Consider the following 22,002-nt stretch of genomic DNA (forward strand, 5'->3'; position numbering starts at 1 on the left):
CGCTGTGGCGCTGCTGACTATGAGCGCACCCGCCCATAGCGAAGCACAATCAGCGGACAGGACGTCGTCCGGCCGCAGTCCTGGCGTGGCGACCGTACTTGGGATTGTATTCCCCGGCGGCGGTCACTACTACGCCGGGGAGCCCGGCCGTGGAGCGCTGATTACCAGTACGACGCTGGTCCTGACGCTGCTTTCGATCAGAGGTTCCGGCGGCGGCTGTGGCTTCGCCGAGCCGTTCTGCGAGCCGGAGCCCACGCCGGTTGCTGACGCGATGGCGTACGCTGCGCTGGGCGTCTGGGCGTTGGGGGCATGGGATGCCCACCGAGCCGTAGCGCGCCGGAACGAACGTGTTTCCGTGCAGGCTCTGGTACTTCCTCGGGGTGTCGGATTGCAGGTGTCGATACGGCGGTAAGCCCCGCGCGGTACATACCGGCTTCGCCGGGTGAGTGGGGGCTTGTCCCTTCGAGCCGCCGTTCCGATTTTTGCGGCGGAACTTTCGGTTTTTGGAGTGCGCAAAAGCCGCCCCGAACACCAGGGTGCGGGGCGTGCTGGGACGCGTGGTGACAGCCCCCCGCCGGGCGAGGTTGGGCCCGCTGGGGCTGTCGTCCTAAACTGTTTGTTGTCCTTTAGCCCGCCAGCGGTAAGCCTGCGTTCCCCTCGTCGGCGAATGGATAGGTTATGGGATGGGTTCGGCGGCAAAGTAGGGCATCTGGCCTGTGGAATCCGGCTGGCTCTTCCGGAACATCCAGGTTTTACAAGGGTCCCCGGCTCCTTCCGGATTCCTCCGTTGACTCCGTGTGAGGCCAATCCGTTCAGCCGCGGTCTAGAAGTCCTGCCGGCACGCCACGGGCGAATCTCCCGCCGCCGGAAGGCGCGTCAGGCGCAGGTGGTCCAGCAGGGCGGTGTTCACGCGGCCATCCATGTTCTCGTCCCGCCGGTCCATCACCAGCCGCAGCGTGTACTCCGAGGCCGGCAGCTCCAGCCGCAGCCCCGTTCCGTATCCCCAGTCCGTCCAGCGGCCGGTGCCCCGCTGCGGCATCACCAGCACGCCGATGTCGTCGCCGCCCACCGACAGCGTGCGGATGGCGGCCCTGGCGTCGGTGTTGATGGGCCCGCTGCCGTTGGCGTAGCGCGGCTCCACCAGGTACACGCCGCCGCAGGTGATCCGCACCGGGAACTCGACCACCGTGTTGGATTCGCGCGTCAGGCGGGCGTATCCATCCCCCGTAAAGCCCGCGTGCTCACGCTCCAGCTCCACGAACTGCGGTTTCGCAATGACCACGGCGTCCTCCGGCGCCACGCGCACCGGCTGGCTGAGGAACGACTCCACGCCCGTCGAATCCACCGACAGCACCTGGTACTCCGCCACCCCTTCCGTGCCGGCGATCGACACGCGCGTTTCCGTCATGGTGGAGGCCGGCTGGCCGTTGCGGTAGACGGCGTAGCGCACCGCGCCCGGCACCGCATCCCACCGCAGCGTCTCCCCGTCCAGCGTCACCGCCGGCGTCTCGGGCGCGAAGCGGTTGTCGACCACGTTGATCCGCCCCGCGGGCCAGCGGCCGTTCATCTCCACCTCGATCGTGTGCGCGCCCGTGAGCGTCGCGGGAATCTCCGCCTGCTCCACGGGACGGCCATCGAGCCGCACCGACGCCACGCCGTCGCCGTGGCCGCGCACCGTGACCGTCAGCGTGGCGCCGCGGTAGCGCAGGTTGCTCAGCGTGCGCTCGCCGGCGTACGCGGGCGGCACCATCGGCGTGAAGACGAGGCGGTCCGGCCGAAAGCGCATCCCGAAGAGCACGCGGTAGCTGGCGGCCAGGTTGCCGGCCACGCTCCACAGCTGCCGGTCGCTGTTCAGCTCCGTGCCGTCGAAGTGGCCGGTGCTGGCCACCATGTTCTCCTTGTTGGTCAGGAACAGCGCCGCCGGGCGGTAGATGGAGGCCAGCCCGTGCTCCACCCCCGCCGTGTTCCCCGCCTCCGCCGACGCCCACAGCCAGTACGCGCTGACGAACGGCCACAGCGCGCCGTTGTGGTAGTGCGGGATGTTGGGGATGTAGGGCCAGAACGTCGGCGCGCCGAAGTCCACCACCGGCGTGCGCGCGGCGAGCTGTGCCTGCTTCGCCTCATCCGCCACGCCATAGATGATGGCCAGCGCCTCGGCCAGCGCGTCGGAGCGCGGCGCCAGGGAAGGAAAGATTCGCCCGTAGCGGAAGACGGCGTAGCGCCCCACCTCCGGCTGCCACAGGTGCGTGTTGATGGCCGTCCGCAGCCCCTCGGCCGCCTCCTCCCAATCCTGCGGAGAGTGGCCCAGCGCCATCGCCATCTCCGCCAGGATGCGGTAGGTGGCGTAGTGCACCACGTTGGTGCTGGTCGCGGCGGAGCGGGCGATGTCGCTGGGGTCCATCCAGCGCGGATAGCTTTGCTCCCGCCAGTCCATGAACGACGTCTCCCCCAGCGCCAGCCCCGTCTCCAGGTCCCTGATGGCGTGCAGGTCGGCGCCGGCGCTGCGGGAGATGACGTCGAATGCCGTCCGCAGCCACGCCTGGTCGCCGGTGACGGCGTACAGCTCCCACGCCGCCAGCGCCCACGTCATCCGGTCGGTGCTGATGGGCCACGATCCGCCCGTCCCCGTGTCCTGGATGATGCGCCCGGCGCTGTCCACCTTGGCCATCAGGCTCTTTCGCACCGCGTCGGGCGCCACGATGGACAGCGCCAGCACGGAGGCGTACGACACGTCGCGCGTCCACACGCCGGGCCACTTGGCCCCCGCCGAGAGCGCGCCGTCCTCGCGCACCAGCTGCGTCAGCTCTTCCAGCGACATCTGGTACAGCGCGTCGATCAGCCGCTCCGGCGACCGCAGCTGGGGGAACGCGCTGACGTCCGCCCGCCGCGCCCATACCGCGCGCCCGGCGCCGGCCAGGGGGCGCGTGTACTGGGCCTCGATGGGAAGCGTGAGGGTGTAGATGCCGTCTCCGTCCGGGTCGGTGAGCTGCGCGGGCGATCCGGGGCGCAGCACGCGCGCGTCCCAGCTGAGCGGCTCCACGTCGCCGATGGCGTAGACGGCGTCCAGGCGGCGGATCGGCTCCCCGTACGGCGGACGGTACGAGCCGCGCTGCTGAAGCTCCCGCAGCACGTGGCGCAGGTCCAGGCGAATGTGCACCTGCGCCACGCCCTCTTCGCTGGTGGCGTACGCTTCGGGCGTGGGGATGAATGGCGGCTGCTCCTGCCCGAACACGTAGACGGGCGATTCGATGCGCCCGTTCGCCGGCCGGATGTAGAGCGTGTGCTCCGTGCCGGACGGGAACTCATTGTCGTGGCCGTTCAGGCTGAAGCGGTAGTGCATCTCGCGCCCGGAGCGCGGATACGTGCTGACGATGCTGTCGCGCGACACCGCCGCCGCCTCGAACCGTCCCTGCCGCACCGACGTATCGGTGACGGTGAACGCGTCGGACTGGTACAGCGGCGTCTGGGCCTGCGTGTCCACGGCACCCGCCCCCACGGTGAGCGCGACGATTCCGGAAGCCAACGTGCGAAGAGAAAGATTCATGCGCTGGTGCTGGATCGAGATCGATGGATGGCGGGGTGGGGCAGTTCGCTCTTCGACGGGCTCCGGCGAGGGCGCCCCCTCCGGGCTCGCATTACTCGCCCACCTCCCCCAAAACTGCTGGGGGAGGTTGGGTGGGGCAGGGGGCGGAGGTTCGGCGAACGGGGTCGAGCTGGCGTCCGCCGGGGTGCCCCTCCCCCGGCCCCTCCCCGTTCGTTCCTCACGGAGAGGGGAGAATTCGATCGCGCTTCGGCATGGATCGAACTGCGCCGGCGGGCGCCCCCTCCGGCTCGCTTAGGCTCGCCACCTCCCCCAAAACTGCTGGGGGAGGTTGAGTGGCTGAAAGGCCGCGGCTCGGCGAACGGACTCGCACTGGCGCCCGCCGGGGTGCCCCTCCCCCGGCCCCTCCCCGTTCGTTCCTCACGGAGAGGGGAGAATTCGATTGCGCCTCCGGACGGTTTGTCGAGCGCGTCCCCCTCCCCCGCAACTGCGCGGGGGAGGGGGACGCCGTCGGACGCAGTCTGATCCTGTTCGCCGAGCAGTGAACTCTCGGCTCCCCCAACCTCCCCCAGCAGTTTTGGGGGAGGTGGGCGAGTAATGCGAGCCCGGAGGGGGCGCCCTCTCCGGCGCAGTTCGATCCCGTTCGAACCGCCCCGGATCCTTCCGCTCAGTGCCCGTGCGGACGCGTCCTGCCCTCGTGCTCCAGCCCCAGCGCGTGCTCGCGGGCCTCGGTGGCGCGGCCTTCGGGCTCGTCTTCGGCGGGGCGGGCGGCGCTGGTGCCCTTACGGCCCAGCCACAGGAACAGAACGCCGAACACCAGCACCGGCACTCCCCATCCCACGTTCACGTTCTCGCCCAGCGACCGCTGGTACACGGACGCGTCGCTCATCAGCCCGTACCCCACCAGCAGCAGCCCCAGCAGGGTGAACAGCCCGCCGATCGGCAGGCGGATGTCGAGGTTCATCGCTCGTCAGCCCCTTAGAAGAAGATCAGGTTCAGCACCAGCGTCATCCCCAGCACCGCCACGGCCAGCGGCCCGGTGCGCTTGTACCAGGGCTCGCCCGTGTCCCGCGGCCGCTCCGTCAGCGAGTACACCAGCCCGCGCAGTTCCTCGTCCGGCCGCGGCTTGGTCACCAGGCTCACGGCGATGGTCACCACGAAGCACACCGTCCACGCCCAGATGGCGGTCCAGAAGTTCTGCGCCATCTCGCTGGGATAGGTGTTCACCAGCCCCAGCCAGCCGCCCTTGATCCCCGCGCCGGCGGCGTTGGCCGGCAGCGTGAGCCCGTGGTGGATGGCCGCGGCGCTGGTCCCCGCCACCAGGCCGCTGAAGGCGCCGTGCCCCGTGGTGCGCCGCCAGAACATGCCGAGGAGGAAGGTGGCGAACAGCGGGGCGTTCACGAAGGCGAACACCAGCTGCAGCATGTCCATGATGTTGTTGAACGCCGTGGTGGCGTACGCCGTCAGCACCGACAGGGCAATGCCGCCCACGGTGGCCATGCGCCCCATCCACAGGTAGTGCCCGTCGCTCGCGCCCTTCTTGATGTACGCCTGGTAGATGTCGTACGTCCACACGGTGTTGAACGCCGTCACGTTGCCCGCCATCCCGCTCATGAACGACGCCATCAGCGCCGTCAGCCCCAGTCCGAGGAGGCCGGGCGGAAAGTAGTGGCCCAGCATCAGCGGGATGGTCAGGTCGTAGTTCAGCGTCCCGTCCGCCTTGGCGGGAAGCGCGAACCCGCTGCCGCCCGCCTGCGTGGTCAGGGCGATGGCGATCATCCCCGGCAGGATCACCAGGAAGGGGAACAGCATCTTGGGAAAGGCGGCGATCAGCGGCGTGCGCCGCGCGGCGGACATGCTGTCCGCCGCCATCGCCCGCTGCACCACCAGGAAGTCCGTCGTCCAGTATCCAAAGCTCAGCACGAAGCCCAGCCCCATCGCCAGCCCGAACCACTCCACGCCCATGGGGTTGGCCGCCGGGCTGCCCATGTGCTGCCACGACTGCGTGTACGCGCCGGGCGCAAAGCCCGCGCTCTGCGCCGTGACCGCCAGGCGCTCCGTGAGGCCACCCCATCCGCCCACGTCCTTGAGCCCCAGGTACACCAGGGGAACGAAGCCGGCGACGATGAGGAAGAACTGCAGCACCTCGTTGTAGATGGCCGAGGTAAGGCCGCCCAGGAAGATGTAGGCGAGCACGATGAAGGCGCTCACCAGCACGCTGAAGTTGAAGTCCCACCCCAGCAGCACGCCCAGCAGCAGCCCCATGGCGTACATGCTGATCCCCGACGAGAACACCGTCATCGCCGCGAAGGTGATGGCGTTGAAGCCGCGCGTCTTTTCGTCGAAGCGCAGCTTGAGGTACTCGGGGACGGACCGGGCGCGCGAGCCGTAGTAGAACGGCATCATGAACACGCCCACGAACACCATCGCGGGGATGGCGCCGATCCAGTAGAAGTGGCTGGTGCTGATGCCGTACTTGGCTCCCGACGCCGCCATGCCGATCACCTCCTGCGCGCCCAGGTTGGCGCTCAGGAACGCCAGCCCCGCCACCCACGCCGGGATGGAGCGGCCGGAGAGAAAGAAGTCGGTGGACGAGCGCATCTGGCGCCGGAGCGCCACCCCGATCCCCAGCACGAAGACGAAGTACAGGGCCAGGATGACGTAGTCGATGGTCTGCAGCTGGATCTGCGTCACGGGATCCGGGTGGGTTGTGAGGATCGGCGTCCCGGCCCGCGCCGGGGGGTGGATTTGGAGGTGTGGAGATGCGTCGCCGTGAAAGAGGGACGGCAACGAAACGACGCTTGGCGACAGGCCTCCGTCTGCGCCGGCGGGCCGCCCCCTCTCCCGGCCTCTCCCCCAACTGCGGGGGAGAGGTGACGCGCTTCGACATGCGACGAACTGCGTCCGCAGGGGGCCCCTCTCCGCTCGTTCCTCGCGGAGAGGGGAGAATTCGATTGCGCTCCGGAGAGTCGCGTGCCCCCCGCCACCCCTCCCCCGCGGTTTGGGGGAGGGGTCGCCAGCCGTCGCGAGGAACGAGCGAAAGGCCTGGCGGGGGAGAGGGCCCGCGGCGCGAGACGCTGGCATCGAACTGCGCCGGCGGGCCGCCCCCTCTCCCGGCCTCTCCCCCAACTTCGGGGGAGAGGTGACGTGCTTCGACGTGCGACGAACTGCGTCCGCCGGGGTGCCCCTCCCCCGGCCCTCCCCGCTCGTTCCTCGCGGAGAGGGGAGAATTCGATTGCGCTCCGCAGGATTCGGCTCTCGTCACCTCTCCCCTGCAGTTCAGGGTGAAGAGGCCGGGAGAGGAGGCGCCGGCGGGCGCCAGTGCGATCCCTGTCGTCGCGCTTAGTTCCGCCCGCTGTCCCCTGTTCCCTATTCCCTATTCCCTACTCCCTGCCATCGCCACCCCGTACCGCGCCGCGCCCAGCAGCGCCGCCCGCGGCTCCAGAATCACGTACACGGGAATCCGTGCCATCAGCCGCGACATCGGCCCCTTCCGCAGGAACCCTTCGCGGAACGCACGGCCGCGGAGGATGGACAGGATGCGCGGGGGAATGCCGCCGCCCAGGTACACGCCGCCGGTGGCCAGGCTGTGCAACGCCGCGTTCCCCGCCTCCGCGCCCAGGATGGAGGCCAGCAGCCGCAGCGTCCGCCGGCAGACCGGGCAAGCCCGGTCGGGGTTCGTCCCCCCGTCCACGATGGCGGGCGTGATGTCGCCGCCGGCCGCCAGGCGCGCGGCCAGCCAGGGCGGCGGCGGCTCCGTGGCGCGCTCGGCGAGAAAGCGGTAGAGGGTGGCGATCCCCATCCCCGAGCACACCCGCTCGTAACTCACGTGGTCGTGCTCGCGCTGCAGCCGGGCCAGCAGCCGCCGCTGCAGCGCGCTGCGGGGCGCGAAGTCCGCGTGCCCGCCTTCGCTGGGCAGGGCGAGGAAGCCGGCGGGGTCGGGGACCAGCAGCGCCTCGCCCAGCCCGGTGCCGACCGCGATGACCGCGCGCACGCCGTCCGGATCCGCCTCGCCGTGCAGCAGCTCCGTCACCTGCTCGGGGCCCAGGTGGGGGATGGCGTACGCGGTGGCCTGCAGGTCGTTCACCAGCAGCACCTGCTCCACGCCGATGGCGTTCGCCAGGCACCCCTCGTCCAGCCGCCAGGGGAGGTTGGTGATGTGCGCGTGCCCGCCGATCACCGGCCCCGCCACGCTGAACGCCGCGCGGCGCACGGGCGCGGGGTGCGCGGCGCGAAAGGCGGCCACCACCGTCTCCAGCGTGGCGTACTCGCGGCTGGGAAAGACGGCCTCGGCCACCACCCGCGCGCCGGCCCCGGTCTCCGCCACCAGCGCCAGCACCGTCTTGGTGCCGCCGATGTCGCCCGCCAGCAGCAGCTCCTCGCTCCCGTACGCGTCGAACGCAGGGGCGGAGCCTCCACGTCTGCCGGGCTCGGGATGGAACAGGGGGGCCGGGCCGGGAGGGGACAAGCGCGCGGAAGAGGCAGGGGGAACGGCGGGAGCCCGGCCGCACGCGGGGCCGCGGCGAAGGCGTGGAACGCTTTTGTCAGCTTTGTTGACAAACGATAGGCGCAGAATAAGCTTGTCAAAGCGGCTCCGCAACCCCTTTCACGGCTCCTTCGGGACCGGTGCGGCGGGACGGCGCCGGACTCGCCCGCCTTGCGTGCGGACGGCGCCGTGGGCCATCTTTTCAGGGCCGCCGCCGCCGCGGGCATTTAGGACGGCGTACGGACAATTCCATCCTTTGCGCACGGGATTCGTCACTCCCGCTCGCGCCGTGGCACCGGCCCTTTCCGGTGCGGTTTTCCCCCCGCCGGCATCGCATTGCGAAAGATCGACCCGCGCAACTTTCAGCGCGCCACCCGCACCACCACCAAGGACATCAACCGGCAGATCGTCCTGAACCTGGTGCGCGAGTACCAGCCCATCTCGCGGGCGGACCTGGCGCGCCGGATGGAGGTGGCGCGCGGCATCGTCACGCCGCTGGTGAACGAGCTGATCGAGCAGGGGCTGCTGGTCGAGGGCGCCACCGGGGCCTCGCCGCGCGGCCGCAAGCCCACGCTGCTGCACGTGCGGGCGCACGACCGGCTGGCTGTGGCGGTGGACGTGCGCCTCAGCGAGACGCAGCTGATGCTGGCCGACTTCAGTGGCCGCCCGCTGGCCACCGAGCTGCTCGCCACGCCCTCGACCCCGGAAGAGCTGGTGCGGGCGCTGGCGCCGCGCATCCGCCGGCTGGTGGACGGCCACGCGGCGTCCGGCGAGTGCCAGGGGGTGGGGCTGGTGGTGCCGGGGATGGTGGACCGCGCCACCGGCCGGCTGATCAACGCCCCCACGCTGGGGTGGCGCGACGTGGACCTGCGCGGCGCACTGGAAGAGGCGGTGGGGCTGCCGGTGCACGTGGAGCGCGACGCGGTGGCCTGCGCGCTGGCGCAGATGTGGATGGGGCAGGGGGCGGCGGGGCTGCCGGACAGCTTCGTCTACGTCACCTTTTCCGACGGCGTGGGGGCGGGGCTGGTGATGGGCGGCCACGTGGTGCGCGGCCACCGCGACGCGGCCGGCGAGTTCGGCCACATCCCGCTTACGCTGGACGGGCCGGCGTGCCTGTGCGGGTCGCACGGGTGCTGGGAGGCATACACGTCCACCATGGCCGTCGTGGCCCGCTACCTGGGCCGCGAGCTGGCCACGCGCGAGAGCTACGCACAGGTGCGCGAGACGGGGCTCACGGTGGCCGACGTGATCGCCCGCGCCCGCGCTGGCGACGCGGGGGCGCGCACCGCGCTCGAGGTCACCGGGCGCTACATGGGCCTGGGGCTGGCGGCCATCGTCAACGCGCTGAACCCCGCGCGCATCATCGTGGGCGGCGAGATCGCCGTGGGGTGGGAGATCATCCGCCCCGCCGTGCTGGAGGCGCTGGCGCAGCGCACGCTTACGCAGGGCAGCGCCGCCACCCCCGTGGTCCCCGAGCCGCACGACCCCCAGACCCGCCTTCGCGGCGCCGCCGCCCTCGTCGTCGCCCCCGTCTTCGCCGCGCCCACCATCGGGTGACATCGACCTGAATTTCCGCAACTCATCCCACTCCGGCACCCTACCGCGGTGGGATGGAGGTGGGCGTCCCATACCTGACTGGCGGCCTGATCAAACGACCGCTAAAATGCGCTGACCATCCCGCTCTTTTAGGTCAGAAACGTTCTTTGTCTCCCCCCAGTGAAGGATGACAACACGCCCGTCCGGCTGGTTCTGCGCTGCACCCAACGTTACCATTCGGAAACAAGGAACCTCACATGCGAAACTTGGTGTTACGCCTCGCTGCCATCGCGGGGGTGGTGCTGACGCTCGGCGCGTGCGCCGACAGTCCCACACAAGCGGATCAACAGCGCGCGCCCGACCTCGCCGCCCCCGCCCAGGACGAACAGGTGACTCCGCAGGGGTGCGTGATCGACGGATTGTGCACTCTCCCGCCGATCAGCGGCGGCTGGTGCGACCCGTACGAAGAGCTGGACTGGTCGTGTGACGACGACCCGTGCATGACTTCGGTCGGCGATCCCACCGACCCGGAGGAGGCCGTAAGTGTCCATGGATGCCCGGGCGGCGGTGGCGGCGGAGCTCTTCCCGGCGGTGGCACGCAGCCTCCGCCGGGGAGCGGTCCGGGCACAACGCCGGTCGATTCTACAGCACTTCCCTGCGAGTTGGACTGCCCCGCTGAAGAGGAGACAGCGGATACGGATATCTGTCCTCAGCCGGTGAGCGGGAGAACACTTACCTACCTTGCCACCATCGCGGGGCGGAATCACGAGTTCAAATTCAGGGGGGTAATGCGGCGGGTGAACCCGGCAATCGGGCGATCCCCTGCGTGGTATGAGATCTCCGGCCCACACGTTAGCAGAGATTCGTGGTGGATCGCGCAGAGCGGGAACATCCAACTCGTCTGCTGGGGCAGGTGGAGTTTCCGCAACTCCTTTTGGATTGGCACGATTATCGTGCAGTCCGACGACCTCCACTTCGTGATGGGGCCGGGTCACCCCGATTTCGAAAACCAGCCGCCGTATCCCCCCACGTCCCCAGCCGCAGCGCTGTAAGCGAGGAGAGAGAGCCGTGCGGACGGAGTACATCGACAAAGAGTTGCCCTTCTCCGAGGAAGAATTCTACCGTGCTTTCCGGCTGGTGGAGCTGGAGGGTAAAGCGCGGGAGGAGGCGGCGTTCATCGGCCTGGTGGTGCGGGAGGCGAACGAACAGGGCGAACGTGCACGGCTCGCTCTCGCCGCTGGGAGCCAGGACCGCAGCGAAACGGCAGTGCCCACATGGATCATCCCGGACGCCATCTTTGCGCTGCTGGCGCTTGTTTCCGATGACCTGCGGGTGCGAGTCGATGCGTACATGCGTGCGCAGAGGGAAGGAGAGCGCGAGCATTTGCTGCGGAACCGGCTGTACCGACCGGGGGGCGTGATTCTTCGCGCACCCACTCCAGAGGTGTACGCGGAAGTCGAAGCGCACCTTACGGAGACGGAGGCGGAATGGAACGCGCTGCTTGAGAAAACAGCGGAGTGGGTGAGACGGCAGCAGGCAGGCGAGGCCGCAGGGGATGAGCCGCCGCCGTGGCCGGGGCAGGTGGAGGGCGCGGAATAGCTCCGGAACATCCAGGATTTACAAGGTTTCCGGCTTCCCTGCGGATTCCTCCGCTGGCGTCGTGTGAGGCCATTCTTTTGTCGGATGCGCTATTGTGCCGTCCGCAACGGGACAACCGTCTCTTCCGCCGCCGACCGGCGGGCGGCGTGGATGATCTCCAGCCCCGCGACGGAATCCATTGGATCGACGGGGGGCGGGCCGCCGGTGCGCAGCGCGTCGGCGACGGCGGCGTAGAAGGCGGGGTAGGCGCCGGGCTCGGTGCGCACCGGCGCCCACGCGTCCGCGGCGCCCAGGCGGCCCCAGTCCGCTTCGGGCTCCTCGCCCCAGCCGGGGCCGGGGACGGCGCCGTCGCGCAGCGCGGCTTCCTGCACGTCCATCCCGGACTTTACGTACGCGGCGCGGCTGCCCAGCACGCGCATGCGCAGCGCGTGGTCGCCCGCCACGGCGCTCATCCACAGGTGCGAGCGCGCGCCGGACGCGTGCGTCAGCGCCACGAAGGCGTCGTCATCCACCCGCGCGCCCGGGCGGCGGCGGTCCACCTCGGCGTACACGTGCGTCACGGGGCCAAAGAGGACCAGCGCTTGGTCGATCAGGTGGCTGCCCAGGTCGTACAGAATGCCCCCCGCCTCCGCCGGATCGCCCTGCTCGCGCCACCCCTCCTTGGGAACCGGCCGCCAGCGCTCGAAGCGCGACTCGAAGCGGTGCACGTCGCCCAGCGCGCCCTCGGCCATCAGGCGGCGCAGGGTAAGAAAGTCGCCGTCCCAGCGGCGGTTCTGAAAGACGGTGAGCAGCAGGCCCAGGCGGCGTGCCTCCTCCACCAGCGCGCGCCCCTCGTCCGCCGCGGGCGCGAACGGCTTGTCGACCACCACCGGCAGCCCCGCCCGCAGCGCCGCCCCCGCCAGCGGCACGTGCGTGCGGTTCGGCGACGCGACCACCACCAGGTCCAGCTCGCCGGCACGCTCCCACAGCCGCTCGGCGGATTCGACGATGGTGGCGCCAGGGTGGCCGGCGCGCGCCTGCCGCACGCGCTCCGCATTGGAGGTGACGATGGCCGCCAGCCGCATCCCCGGCGTGGCCGCGATCAGCGGCGCGTGAAAGGCCTCCCCCGCCAGCCCGTAGCCGATCAGCCCCACCCGGATCTCCGCTCCCCCCGCCGCCGCGTTCTCCGTCACGAGTCCCATCCCCCGATCCGAGTCTCCAGGTGACCGTTTCGGCGCGTGCCGCCGCACGTTCCGCACCGCCATCAAGGCCCGTCGATGAGGATGCGCGCTTCCGATTCTGCGCGGGGAATTCGGAAAGTCTGAAACTTCCGATGTCCGGAACCCGTTGTTCACTCCGCGCAGGCCGCGCATGTCCGGCGAATGAAAGCCGGAGGCGGACCGGCGCACAAAGTCATACCACACAAGGCGATGCACACCGCGCAGGCGACACGCTGGCAGTACAGAATGCTCACCGTCGACGTCTACAGCTTTGCCCGGGGACCGTACGTCGACGTCGAGCAGATCAGCGGCAACCTCAACCAGTTCGGCGGCGACGGGTGGGAGCTGGTTTCGATGATCGACGTCAACGCCGGCCAGGGTGGCACCTGTGACCTGGTGGCCGTGTTCAAGCGCCCCGCCTGCCACGCGGCCGGCGTGGTGGATCGATAAAGAACCGGACGGGCGCCCCACGCGGGGCGCCCGTCCGCTTTTGTTGCCTCGCGCCTCGCGTTCAAATTGACTTCCTGAGGGAGCGCACCACGTGCACTCAGAAGTCACACAAGACATTGCGCGCGACCGAAGGACCTCGTCTCGGTGGCGCAGGGGCCTGATCAGGGCACGGGACCAGCCCCGTCGTTCTGCTGGCGAGGTCCTTCGGTCGGCGCCAGGGTGCCGTGTACACGCGAGTTACGGGGCGGCGCCTCCCTCAGAGGGTGTTGCTAAACCTCAAATCCATAACGAAGCGGTGACTTCCTGAGGGAGCGCACCACGTGTAACCAGAAGTCACACTACAGGTTGCGCGCGACCGAAGGACCTCGTCTCGGTGGCGCAGGGGCCAGATCAGGACACGGCACCAGCCCTGTCGTTCTGCTGGCGAGGTCCTTCGGTCGGCGCCAAGGTGCAGTGTACAAGCGAGTTACGGGGCGGCGCCTCCCTCAGGAAGTCAATCACGCTGGGAGGTTTGGCAACACCCTCTCAGGAAGTCAATTACGCCGGGAGGTGTGGCAACACCCCCGCAGGTAGTCACGTCTGTGATGAGGTTGATGAATCAGCCCCCCCCATCCACGGTTGTGCTGTTCGTCCATTCCTCATAATCTTCTGCGCGGGGTTGTGAGTCCGTCATCGACTGGGGAGGCGTGGAATGACGACTGCGGCTGATGTGTCCGCACAGCATGTCGAGGTGACGGATCAGCATCTCACGGTCGATCTGGCCGATGGCCGGTCCGTGACCGTGCCGCTTGCGTGGTTCCCCCGGTTGCTGCACGGATCGGCGGCGGAGTGGGCCAGTTGGCGGTTGCTCGGTGAGGGGTACGCCATCGAGTGGCCTGACCTGGACGAGCACATCGGGATCGAGGGGTTGCTGGGCGGCCGCGGCAGCGGTGAAAGTCCTGAAAGCCTCTCGCGATGGCTCAAGGCCACGGCAGGCGATCGCGTAGGACGATGCAGGCAATGACAAAAGGCTCCCACGCGGGAGCCTTTTCGTTTGTATCCGCATCCGGTTCACGAATCCTTGCCGACTCTGCACGCCTGAACGCATGTTGCGTCGCGTCGGTCATCTCCCGCGCGTCATCCCTCCCAGTCCCGTTCCCGATGTCCTTTCCCTCTGCGGCGGCCCCGGCGGGCACGTCGCGCCAGAGCATCCCATCCGAAGCGGTGCCGGCGGTGCACGGCGGCGTGGAGCGCGAGCTGTGGTGGATCAGGGTGATCCTGGGATTCTGCTTTCTGGCGACGCTGGCGCTGTCGTGGCGGCTGTGGCTCTCGTCCGGGCGCGACTATCCGCTGGTGCCGGTGATCGACGGGCTGCCGCAGCCGCCGTTTCCGCTGGACTGGGTGCTGCTGGCCGGCATGGCGGGGGCGCTGGTGGGGATGTCGTTCGCGCGGCGGCCCCGCCCGTACGCCATCGCCGTGCTGGCGATCATGGCCGTGTGGCTGGCGCTGGACCAGACGCGCTGGCAGCCGTACGTGCTTACCTACCTGGCCGGCACCGTGTGCGTGCTGCTGGGCGACTCGTCCGCCGTCCGCGCCCCCGGCCATCCGCCGTCGCGGTGGCACATGGCGCCGTTCCAGCTTTCGCTGTGCGCCATCTACTTCTACTCGGGAACGCACAAGCTCAACGTGCGCTTTCTGCAGAACGGCTTTCCCTCGTGGATGAACCCGTTCACCGACCGCCTGGGGCTGGACCCGGAATCCATCCCGCGGCTGCTGTTCTGGCCCGGCGTGGCGGCGGCGGCGGGCGAGGCGGCGATGGGGCTGGCGCTGCTGTGGCCGCGCACGCGCCGTCCGGCGGTGGTGGGGCTTACGCTGATGCACGCGTACATCATGCTGGTGCTGGGACGGATGGGGCTGGCGGGGAACAGCGTGGTGTGGCCGTGGAACGTGATGGTGGTCGCCACGCTCTGGCTGCTGTTCTGGCCGCGCGGCGCCGGCGCGCGCCTGGACGGCTTCATCCGCGCCTGGTGGCGGGGGATGCGGGGCCGCGCGGCCGGCGCCGCGGCGGTGCCCCGGCCGCTGAAGCTGGCGTGGGGCGGGGTGATCGTGCTCTTTGGGCTGCTGCCGGCGCTGAGCTTCGCGGAGCTGTGGGATGCGTCGCTGTCGTTTCAGCTGTATGCGGGAAAGCACCGCAACGTCCGCATCTACTACCCGCCCGGTCAGCGCGCCGCCCTGCCGCCCGCGATGCTGCGGTTCGAGCACAAGCCCGGCGAGGTGAGCCTGACCCGGTGGGCGATGCGGGAGCTGAACGTGGTGCCGGTGATGGAGACGCGCGTGGTCACCCGCATCGGCCGCGAGCTGGCGCGCCGGGCGCCGGATGCGGACGTGCGCGTGGTGATCGCCGGGCCACCCGCGCTGGTTAGCGGTCAGCGCGGCTACCGGAGCTTCGCCTTCCACGGCCCCGCAAAACACCCGCGTGAAATCGCCAACGAACGCGAGATCCCCGGCATCGGCCCCACCCGGCGTCCCGCTGTGGACGGCAGCAAAACGCCTCAGGCGGAGACACAGAGGCGCTGAGAGGGTGTTGCTAAACCTCGCCCTGCGATTGACTTCCTGAGGGAGGCGCCGCCCCGTAACTCGCTCGTACACTGCACCCTGGCGCCGACCGAAGGACCTCGCCAGCAGAACGACGGGGCTGGTCCCGTGCCCTGATCTGACCCCTGCGCCACCGAGAGGAGGTCCTTCGGTCGCGCGCAGGCGGTTGTGTGGAATCGGGTTACACGTGGTGCGCTCCCTCAGGAAGTCATCGCTTCTTCGTGGAGATTAGGGGTTTAGCAACACCCGCTGAGGAGAACGAATCCTCTTTTTTCTACCTGCTTTCTTCGGAGAGCCGAGGAAACGGCACGAGCAAACTCCGTTACCTCCGTTGACTCCGTGTGAGGCCAATCGTTTAGCGGTCCGGCGTCAGACGCGCGGCCGCGCGAGGGAGGGGGTTTCGCCGATGGTGGCGTAGAGGTCGCCCCACAGGCGCGCCACGGGGCGCAGCGCGGCGGTGTCGGCGAACAGGGTGCCGGGGGCCAGCGGAACGTCGTCGGAGAGGCGCACGCGCAGCACCTCGCCCAGCACCAGCGTGTTGGGGCTTCCCTCCAGCTCCACCACCTGGAACAGCCGGCACTCCAGCACCGCCGGGCAGTCCGCCACGTACGGCGCATCCACCCGCTCCGCCTCCGCCGAGGCGATCCCCGCGTGCTCGAACTCGTCCACCTCGGGCCCGTACTCGCCCGCGGTGTCGTTCATCAGCGCCAACTGCGGCTCCGTGGCCAGGTTCACGCAGAAGGCGCCCGTCCGGCGGATGTTGCGCAGCGTGTCCTTGTCCACCCCGCTCCGGCTGCCGATGGAGACGGAAACCAAGAACGGCGTGGCCGATACGGCGGCGAAGTAGCTGAACGGCGCCAGGTTGCGCCGCCCCTCGGGCGAGCGCGTCGACACCCAGGCGATGGGGCGGGGAACCACCAGCGAGGTGAGCAGCTGGTACCGCTCGCGCCCGCCCAGCGCCGCCGAGTCCAGGATCACGCCGCGGGCCCGCCGTGCGCCGCCACGCCGCGCTCGATCCACTCGCGGACGTCGCGCGCCTCGTCGGGGCTGATGCCGTGGCCGATGGGGTAGTCGCCCGTCTGCAGCTCCGCCCCCGCCGCCCGCAGCGCCGCGCGCCCCTCCTCTCCCAGCGCGAACGGGATGGACGGATCCATCGTCCCGTGCCCCCAGAAGAAGCGCGTCCCCCGCACGGACTCCGGCGTGGCGCGCACGGTGGGATGCTGCGCCAGGAACCCGCTCATGCACAGCGCCATCGGAACCGCGCCGGGGTTCCGCAGCGCGTAGGCTACCGACATGGTGCCCCCCTGCGAAAAGCCGCCCAGCACCACGGGCCCGGTGCGCACCGGCAGCGTGGCCGGGATCTGGGCCAGGAACTCCGCCAGCGCCTGCTGCGCCGCCTCGAAGCTTTCCGGCTCGGGGACGTTGCCGCCCATGAAGCGGTACCACGCCCAGCCGGGTCCGTAGCCCCACGGCGCCCCGGGGTGCGGTGCCTCGGGCGTGACCACCACGGCGCCCGGCGCCAGGTGCGGGGCCAGGTTCAGCAGGTCGTGCCGGTCCGATCCACGCCCATGGAGCAGCACCACCAGCGGCGCCCCGTCCTTTGCGTCCTCCGGCACCCGCTGTTCGTATCGCAGCATACGGTTGTTCAGCCCGTTGAAAGTGATATGACAGGCCCGAGCGGCAGCATTCGTACCGCAAATGGCCGTCTCAGTCTCGCGAGTTTCCCGCTCGCCGGGGCAAGGGACCAGGGGTGTTGATCCGAACCTTGATCCTGTATGTTGATCGGACCTGCTTGCCCGTACCGCCGACGATCAACTTCCGGCCCCAATGCTCACGCGAATCGAGATCGATGGCTTCAAGACGTTCGAGAACTTCGGCCTCGACCTGAATCCGTTGCTCGTCGTGGTAGGGCCGAATGCGACCGGCAAGTCCAACCTTTTCGACGCGATCCAGCTTCTCGGCCACCTTGCCGTGGACGACCTTCGGACTGCGTTCAACAGCCTCAGAGGCGAACCGCACGAACAGTTCAGGCTGCAGGGAGACGGCGAACACGGCAGGCAGATGAGACTTGCTGTCGAGGTGCTGCTGGATCGGACGGTGCGGGATCCCTGGGGTGGAACCGCGACGGTCCGTTATACCCGCATCCGCTACGAGGTATTCATCGAGCGACGGCTGGATGCACGCGGAATCGAAAGGCTGATCGTGGTCCGCGAGACGGCGGAGCCCATCAAAGGGAACGCAGATGCCTGGCGCCCCCACGGATCCACCCCGTCTCAGGCGTTCAAGCGCCGCTTCATGAAGTATGGGCGCAGCACCCCGTTCCTGTCCACGACCGAAGCCGGCGGCACGCCCACCTTCCACATCCACCAGGATCCCACCGGCGGCCGCACCCGCTCGGCGACGGCGGCGGAGACGACCATCCTGTCGAGCATGACCAGCGCGGAGTTTCCCCACCTGTTCGCCCTTCGGGAGGAATTGCGGTCGTGGCGCTTCCTTCAGCTCGATCCGGGGTCGCTTCGAAAGCCAAGCCCCAAGAACGCCCCCGAACTGCTGGAATACGACGGGTCCAATCTGCCGACCGTTCTTGCGCGGATCGAAGCGGAAACCCGGACCGACATCCGGCCTGAAGGAGCATTGGCCGACATCGGTGCCGATCTTTCGGAGCTGATCTCGGGCGTCGTGAAGGTCGACGTAGAGGATGATGAGGCGAATCGAAAATACCGGATCAGGATTACCGTGGGCGAGGAGCACCCGTTCAGCGCCGAAGTCGTTTCGGACGGCACGCTCAGGGTTCTCGCTCTGCTGACGATGCTCCACGATCCGCGGCATCGTGGCCTGGTGTGCTTCGAGGAGCCGGAGAACGGAATTCATCCGGCGAGGCTTGGCGCACTGATCGATGTGCTTAGACGGATGGTGACTCGCGCTGACCTTGGTGAGTACGACGCATCCATGTCGCTGAACCAGATGCTCCTGAACAGCCATTCCCCCGTGGTGCTGTCCCACCTTGCCGAGAGCGAGTACGTCTTTGCCGATACCGTGACCTTGCTGGATACGGAGCGGCGTTCACGGCAGCGAAAGACGCGGATGCGGCCCGTGCTGCCCAGCGACCAGGGTGATTTCGAATTGTTGCCGGCCGCGCGTGGAGAGTACGTGACTCGCTTCGACGTCACGCGATATCTCAGCACCGTCGTGCAGCAGGCTGGGTAAGATGCCGTATCTGGGTGTGGCGCTCTTCGCGGAAGGTGTGACCGATCACCGCTTCTTCGCTCCGCTCCTTGTACGGCTGATCGAAGAGATCTACTACGAAGCCGGACGAGGTACACTGGAGCTTGGGGACGTGATCGTCCTCGAAGCAGGGGAGGATGAGCGGCATTTGCCGCGCGACGAACAGATCGTCGCGGCAGCACGCCGTAATTCAGGTGCTTTCCACATCCTCTGCGTGCACGCCGATGGTGGAGGAAATCCGCGCCGTGTGCACGACCAGCAGGTATCCCCCGGGCTGACGCTTGCTCTGGAAGTGCTGGGGAATGGGTATGCCGGAGTCTCGCTCGTTCCTGTCCGGGAGATGGAAGCGTGGACCATCGTGGATGGTGACGCGCTGCGGCGTGCGTTCCGTACCACGCTGCAGGACGACGTGCTGGGCGTTGTGCCGCGTCCACGAGATTGCGAGAAGGTTGCCGACCCGAAAGCAGTGCTGGATCGTGCGTATGCCCAAACGCTTCCCGGTTCCAAGCGGGGGACCAACACAACGGCCGCGGGTGTGCTGCAGCTCATCGCAGAATCGGTTCGGCTCGATCTGCTTCGGCAGGTCCCTGCGTTCAGCGCGTTCCGGACCGACTTGAAAGCCGCTCTGCGGCGACTCGGCTACCTTGCCTGAGAGGGTGTTGCCAAACCTCACTCGATCTTGGGGGCACAGTGTCATCCTGAGGGAGCGCACGCCCGTAACCATCATGAACACAAGAGCTTGCGCGCGACCGAAGGATCTTTGTCGGGTCGCGCGAGGCCCAGCCACCGGGAGCCGTTCAAGTCCCTTCGTCAGGCAGACGAGGTCCTTCGGTCGGCGCCAACCCTTTGCGTGAAAGCAGTCTGCGGAGCGGCGCCTCCCTCAGGAAGTCAACGCTTGTGGACGATTCAGCAACACCCTCTGAGGGCTTCACCCCCGGCTTTCCGTTTCAGGCGCCGCGGACCGGCTCGTTCGTCGTGCCCAGCTCGCCCGTCTCGCGGTCGTAGACCACGATGTTCTCCCACTCGCCCGCGTCGGAGCGGGCGACGACGGCCACCACGGGCTCGGTGTCGCTCAGGTTGAACACCTCGTGCGGCACGCCGGGCTCGATGAAGATGAAGTCGCCCGGCCCGTTCTCCACGCTCTGGCGCAGGTGCGGGCCGTACTCGTGGCGCACGCGGCCCTCCAGGATGTACAGCATCACCTCGAAGTCCACGTGCACGTGCGCGTGGGCCACGCCGCCGGGCGGAATGGTGGCCACGTTCATCGACAGCTTCTTTGCCCCCACGTTGCCGGCCGACATCCCCGTCTTGTAGCGGATGCCGTTCCACGCCCGGTGCGTGCCGCTGCCCCGGATCACCAGGATCCCGCCGTCCCCCTCCACCGCGCCGGGCGCGTCGGCGCCTGCATGCTCGCTCATCGATTCACCTGCCGGTGTTCCGTGGTCCCGGGCACTTGATCCTCGACCCTGCCGTTCATCACTCCGTGGACATGACGCCGGAGCCCACGTTCATCTGGAACGGGTTGTCGCGGATGGCCATAATGCCGCCCACGATCAGCAGCAGCGCCAGCGCCACGCCGATCAGCGAGATCATGTGCGCCTTGCGCGGGTCCGCCTGCTTGCGCCCGTAGACGCTAAGGCCGTGCGCGGCAAAGGCGGCGGCGATCATCATCATCAGGTGCCCCATCAGCTGGCCGTACCAGGGGCGCACCAGCACCAGAATGACGCCCAGCGTAACCTGCAGGTCCAGCACGCCCCCGAACACCGCCACGATCGCGCGCGACTGCCGGTCGAACGGCCGGCGCGAGCTCCACCCCCACAGCAGCACCCCGATGGCGAGCACCGCCGTCAGCAGCACCAGAAAGCGCAGCCCGGAGTGGGCGTAGAAGAGCATGTTGGCCATGCGGAGTTCGCCTGATTGCAGGTTCGATGGATAGGGACCCTGTCGCGTGCGGACAATGTAGTGCGGGGAGGGGCGCTGCCAAGTGGGGAGTGCCGAGTAGGAAGTGTCGAGTACCGAGTGCCGAGTGCCGAGTGCCGAGTGCCGAGTGCCGAGTGCCGAGTGCCGAGTGCCGAGTGCCGAGTGCCGAGTGCCGAGTGCCGAGTGCCGAGTGCCGAGTGCCGAGTACCGAGTGCCGAGTGCCCAAGCACCATTGCAAGTCTACTAGTAAGTGATTACTCTCTCACCTGAGTGCCGATGGAGATTCGAATCCGCTGACCTGGAGACGTGGTCATGAAGGTTTTTGTGACGGGGGCGACGGGGGTGGTGGGGCGGCGGCTGGTGCCGCTGCTGGTACAGGCCGGCCACGAGGTGACGGCTGTGGCGCGGACGACGGAGAAGGCGGCGGGGCTGCAGAGGGCGGGGGCGCGGCCGGTTTCCGTCGAGCTGTTCGATGCGGACGGGGTGCGGCGCGCGGTGTCGGGGCACGACGCGGTGGTGAACATGGCCACGCACATCCCACGCTCCTTCGGGATGATGATGATGCCGGGTGCCTGGCGCGAGAACGACCGCATCCGCCGCGAAGCCTCCGCCATCCTGGTGGAGGCGGCGATGGCGGGCGGCGCATCGCGCTTCGTCCAGGAGTCGTTCGCGCCCATGTACCCGGACTGCGGCGACGAGTGGATCGACGAGGCGGTGCCGCCGCGGCCCGTGAGCTACAACCGCTCCACGCTGGACGCGGAGCTTGCCACCGCGCGCTTCACGCACGGCGGAGGGACCGGCGTGGTGCTGCGCTTCGCGGGGTTCTACGGGGCGGACGCCTCCCACGTCCCCGCCCTCATCGGCTTCACGAAGCGCGGGATGGCGCCGCTGCCGGGGGCGGGGGAGGCGTTCTTCTCGTCCCTGGCGCTGGACGACGCGGCGACGGCGGTGGTGGCGGCGCTGGGCGTGCCCGCCGGCATCTACAACGTCGTGGAGGACGAGCCCGTGCGCCGCCGCGAGTTCGCCGACGTGGTGGCGGAGGGGCTGGGCGTGCCGCGGCCCCGCATGCAGCCGGCGTGGATGACGAAGATGATGGGATCCAAGGGCGAGCTGTTCTCGCGCTCCCTGCGCATCAGCAACCGCAAGCTGCGCGAAGCGAGCGGATGGTCGCCCCGCTACCCCAGCGTCGGCGAAGGCTGGCCCGCGCTCATGGCCGAGATGCGCGGCTCCTGAACCGGACCTCCCGGCTTAGAAAGGGGCGCTGGTTTGCCCGGGAGGGTGTGGCTAAACCTCTCGCCATGATTGACTTCCTGAGGGAGGCGCCGCGCTGAACCCTGCCGAACCACGAGGTCAGGGCGCCGACCGAAGGACCTCGCCAGCAGAACCGTGGGGCTGGCTTCCATGCCCGGAAGCCAGCCCGCGCGAGGAGCGGACGAGGTCCTTCGGTCGCGCGCAGGCGGTTGTGTGGGTTC

General features: G+C 69.0%; 17 protein-coding genes. 8 read left to right on the top strand and 9 right to left on the bottom strand.

Going from position 1 to position 22,002, the window contains the following annotated elements; translation table 11 throughout:
* Positions 1-823: 823 nt before the first annotated feature.
* The 4 genes from VGC13_RS28365 to glk form a co-directional block, all read right to left on the bottom strand.
* The gene (locus VGC13_RS28365) at positions 824-3,523 is read right to left on the bottom strand and encodes an MGH1-like glycoside hydrolase domain-containing protein (RefSeq protein ID WP_331128700.1); all 2,700 of its coding nucleotides are present in this window, start codon (positions 3,521-3,523) and stop codon (positions 824-826) included.
* Between the two features lie 685 nt (positions 3,524-4,208).
* A complete protein-coding gene (locus VGC13_RS28370) occupies positions 4,209-4,505 on the bottom strand; it encodes a hypothetical protein (RefSeq protein WP_331128701.1) in 297 nt (98 codons plus the stop codon).
* Positions 4,506-4,519: 14 nt separating this feature from the next.
* Complete coding sequence (locus VGC13_RS28375) at positions 4,520-6,226, bottom strand: sodium:solute symporter family protein (protein ID WP_349264261.1); 1,707 nt, start codon at positions 6,224-6,226, stop codon at positions 4,520-4,522.
* 691 nt (positions 6,227-6,917) lie between these two features.
* Positions 6,918-8,009, bottom strand: a complete 1,092-nt coding sequence (gene glk / locus VGC13_RS28380; RefSeq protein WP_331128703.1) for a glucokinase — start codon at positions 8,007-8,009, stop codon at positions 6,918-6,920.
* A gap of 354 nt (positions 8,010-8,363) precedes the next feature.
* On the opposite strand from glk, the gene VGC13_RS28385 reads away from it, so the two are divergent.
* Together VGC13_RS28385 and VGC13_RS28390 are read left to right on the top strand one after the other, a co-directional pair.
* On the top strand, positions 8,364-9,584 hold the full coding sequence (locus VGC13_RS28385) for an ROK family transcriptional regulator (protein WP_331128704.1): 1,221 nt from the start codon (positions 8,364-8,366) through the stop codon (positions 9,582-9,584).
* Positions 9,585-10,631: 1,047 nt separating this feature from the next.
* Positions 10,632-11,162 (top strand): hypothetical protein, encoded by a 531-nt coding sequence (locus VGC13_RS28390; RefSeq protein ID WP_331128705.1) that lies wholly within the window; start codon positions 10,632-10,634, stop codon positions 11,160-11,162.
* Positions 11,163-11,251: 89 nt separating this feature from the next.
* Here VGC13_RS28390 and VGC13_RS28395 read toward each other — a convergent pair whose 3' ends face one another.
* Positions 11,252-12,343: a Gfo/Idh/MocA family protein gene (locus tag VGC13_RS28395; RefSeq protein ID WP_331128706.1), complete on the bottom strand. Its 1,092-nt coding sequence runs from the start codon at positions 12,341-12,343 to the stop codon at positions 11,252-11,254.
* Between the two features lie 264 nt (positions 12,344-12,607).
* Between VGC13_RS28395 and VGC13_RS28400 the strand changes: the two genes are divergently transcribed.
* The 3 genes from VGC13_RS28400 (at position 12,608) to VGC13_RS28410 (ending at position 15,367) form a co-directional block, all read left to right on the top strand.
* The gene (locus VGC13_RS28400; protein WP_331128707.1) at positions 12,608-12,811 is read left to right on the top strand and encodes a DUF4177 domain-containing protein; all 204 of its coding nucleotides are present in this window, start codon (positions 12,608-12,610) and stop codon (positions 12,809-12,811) included.
* Positions 12,812-13,502: 691 nt separating this feature from the next.
* Complete coding sequence (locus tag VGC13_RS28405) at positions 13,503-13,814, top strand: DUF2442 domain-containing protein (protein ID WP_331128708.1); 312 nt, start codon at positions 13,503-13,505, stop codon at positions 13,812-13,814.
* A 137-nt stretch (positions 13,815-13,951) separates the two neighbouring features.
* Entirely contained in the window at positions 13,952-15,367 is a 1,416-nt protein-coding gene (locus VGC13_RS28410) for a hypothetical protein (RefSeq protein WP_331128709.1), read from the top strand.
* Between the two features lie 387 nt (positions 15,368-15,754).
* Here the strand turns inward: VGC13_RS28410 and VGC13_RS28415 are convergent, their stop codons facing one another.
* Both VGC13_RS28415 and VGC13_RS28420 read right to left on the bottom strand, forming a co-directional pair.
* Positions 15,755-16,363 carry a flavin reductase family protein gene (locus VGC13_RS28415; protein WP_331128710.1) on the bottom strand — a complete coding sequence of 203 codons (609 nt, stop codon included), beginning with the start codon at positions 16,361-16,363 and terminating at the stop codon, positions 15,755-15,757.
* Positions 16,360-17,022 (bottom strand): alpha/beta hydrolase, encoded by a 663-nt coding sequence (locus tag VGC13_RS28420; protein ID WP_331128711.1) that lies wholly within the window; start codon positions 17,020-17,022, stop codon positions 16,360-16,362. Before VGC13_RS28420 ends, VGC13_RS28415 begins: the two co-directional genes overlap by 4 nt.
* A gap of 190 nt (positions 17,023-17,212) precedes the next feature.
* Here VGC13_RS28420 and VGC13_RS28425 point away from each other — a divergent pair, with 190 nt between their 5' ends.
* The gene (locus tag VGC13_RS28425) at positions 17,213-18,592 is read left to right on the top strand and encodes an ATP-binding protein (RefSeq protein ID WP_331128712.1); all 1,380 of its coding nucleotides are present in this window, start codon (positions 17,213-17,215) and stop codon (positions 18,590-18,592) included.
* 1 nt (position 18,593) lies between these two features.
* Positions 18,594-19,262 carry a hypothetical protein gene (locus tag VGC13_RS28430; RefSeq protein WP_331128713.1) on the top strand — a complete coding sequence of 223 codons (669 nt, stop codon included), beginning with the start codon at positions 18,594-18,596 and terminating at the stop codon, positions 19,260-19,262.
* Between the two features lie 295 nt (positions 19,263-19,557).
* On the opposite strand, the gene VGC13_RS28435 is transcribed toward VGC13_RS28430, so the two are convergent.
* On the bottom strand, positions 19,558-20,028 hold the full coding sequence (locus tag VGC13_RS28435) for a cupin domain-containing protein (protein ID WP_331128714.1): 471 nt from the start codon (positions 20,026-20,028) through the stop codon (positions 19,558-19,560).
* Between the two features lie 58 nt (positions 20,029-20,086).
* Positions 20,087-20,512 carry a hypothetical protein gene (locus tag VGC13_RS28440; protein ID WP_331128715.1) on the bottom strand — a complete coding sequence of 142 codons (426 nt, stop codon included), beginning with the start codon at positions 20,510-20,512 and terminating at the stop codon, positions 20,087-20,089.
* 330 nt (positions 20,513-20,842) lie between these two features.
* Between VGC13_RS28440 and VGC13_RS28445 the strand changes: the two genes are divergently transcribed.
* Positions 20,843-21,763 carry an NAD(P)-dependent oxidoreductase gene (locus VGC13_RS28445; protein ID WP_331128716.1) on the top strand — a complete coding sequence of 307 codons (921 nt, stop codon included), beginning with the start codon at positions 20,843-20,845 and terminating at the stop codon, positions 21,761-21,763.
* The last annotated feature ends 239 nt before the right edge of the window (positions 21,764-22,002 follow it).

Source organism: Longimicrobium sp. (assembly GCF_036399255.1).
Lineage (GTDB): Bacteria > Gemmatimonadota > Gemmatimonadetes > Longimicrobiales > Longimicrobiaceae > Longimicrobium.

Excerpts from the sequence above, each read along its gene's own strand:
- VGC13_RS28410 (WP_331128709.1), top strand. The coding sequence starts at position 13,952 with ATGTCCTTTCCCTCTGCGGCGGCCCCGGCGGGCACGTCGCGCCAGAGC.
- VGC13_RS28405 (WP_331128708.1), top strand. The coding sequence starts at position 13,503 with ATGACGACTGCGGCTGATGTGTCCGCACAGCATGTCGAGGTGACGGAT.
- VGC13_RS28400 (WP_331128707.1), top strand. The coding sequence starts at position 12,608 with ATGCTCACCGTCGACGTCTACAGCTTTGCCCGGGGACCGTACGTCGAC.
- VGC13_RS28440 (WP_331128715.1), bottom strand. The coding sequence starts at position 20,512 with ATGGCCAACATGCTCTTCTACGCCCACTCCGGGCTGCGCTTTCTGGTG.
- VGC13_RS28435 (WP_331128714.1), bottom strand. The coding sequence starts at position 20,028 with ATGAGCGAGCATGCAGGCGCCGACGCGCCCGGCGCGGTGGAGGGGGAC.
- VGC13_RS28445 (WP_331128716.1), top strand. The coding sequence starts at position 20,843 with ATGAAGGTTTTTGTGACGGGGGCGACGGGGGTGGTGGGGCGGCGGCTG.
- VGC13_RS28395 (WP_331128706.1), bottom strand. The coding sequence starts at position 12,343 with ATGGGACTCGTGACGGAGAACGCGGCGGCGGGGGGAGCGGAGATCCGG.
- VGC13_RS28420 (WP_331128711.1), bottom strand. The coding sequence starts at position 17,022 with ATGCTGCGATACGAACAGCGGGTGCCGGAGGACGCAAAGGACGGGGCG.
- VGC13_RS28430 (WP_331128713.1), top strand. The coding sequence starts at position 18,594 with ATGCCGTATCTGGGTGTGGCGCTCTTCGCGGAAGGTGTGACCGATCAC.
- VGC13_RS28425 (WP_331128712.1), top strand. The coding sequence starts at position 17,213 with ATGCTCACGCGAATCGAGATCGATGGCTTCAAGACGTTCGAGAACTTC.
- VGC13_RS28370 (WP_331128701.1), bottom strand. The coding sequence starts at position 4,505 with ATGAACCTCGACATCCGCCTGCCGATCGGCGGGCTGTTCACCCTGCTG.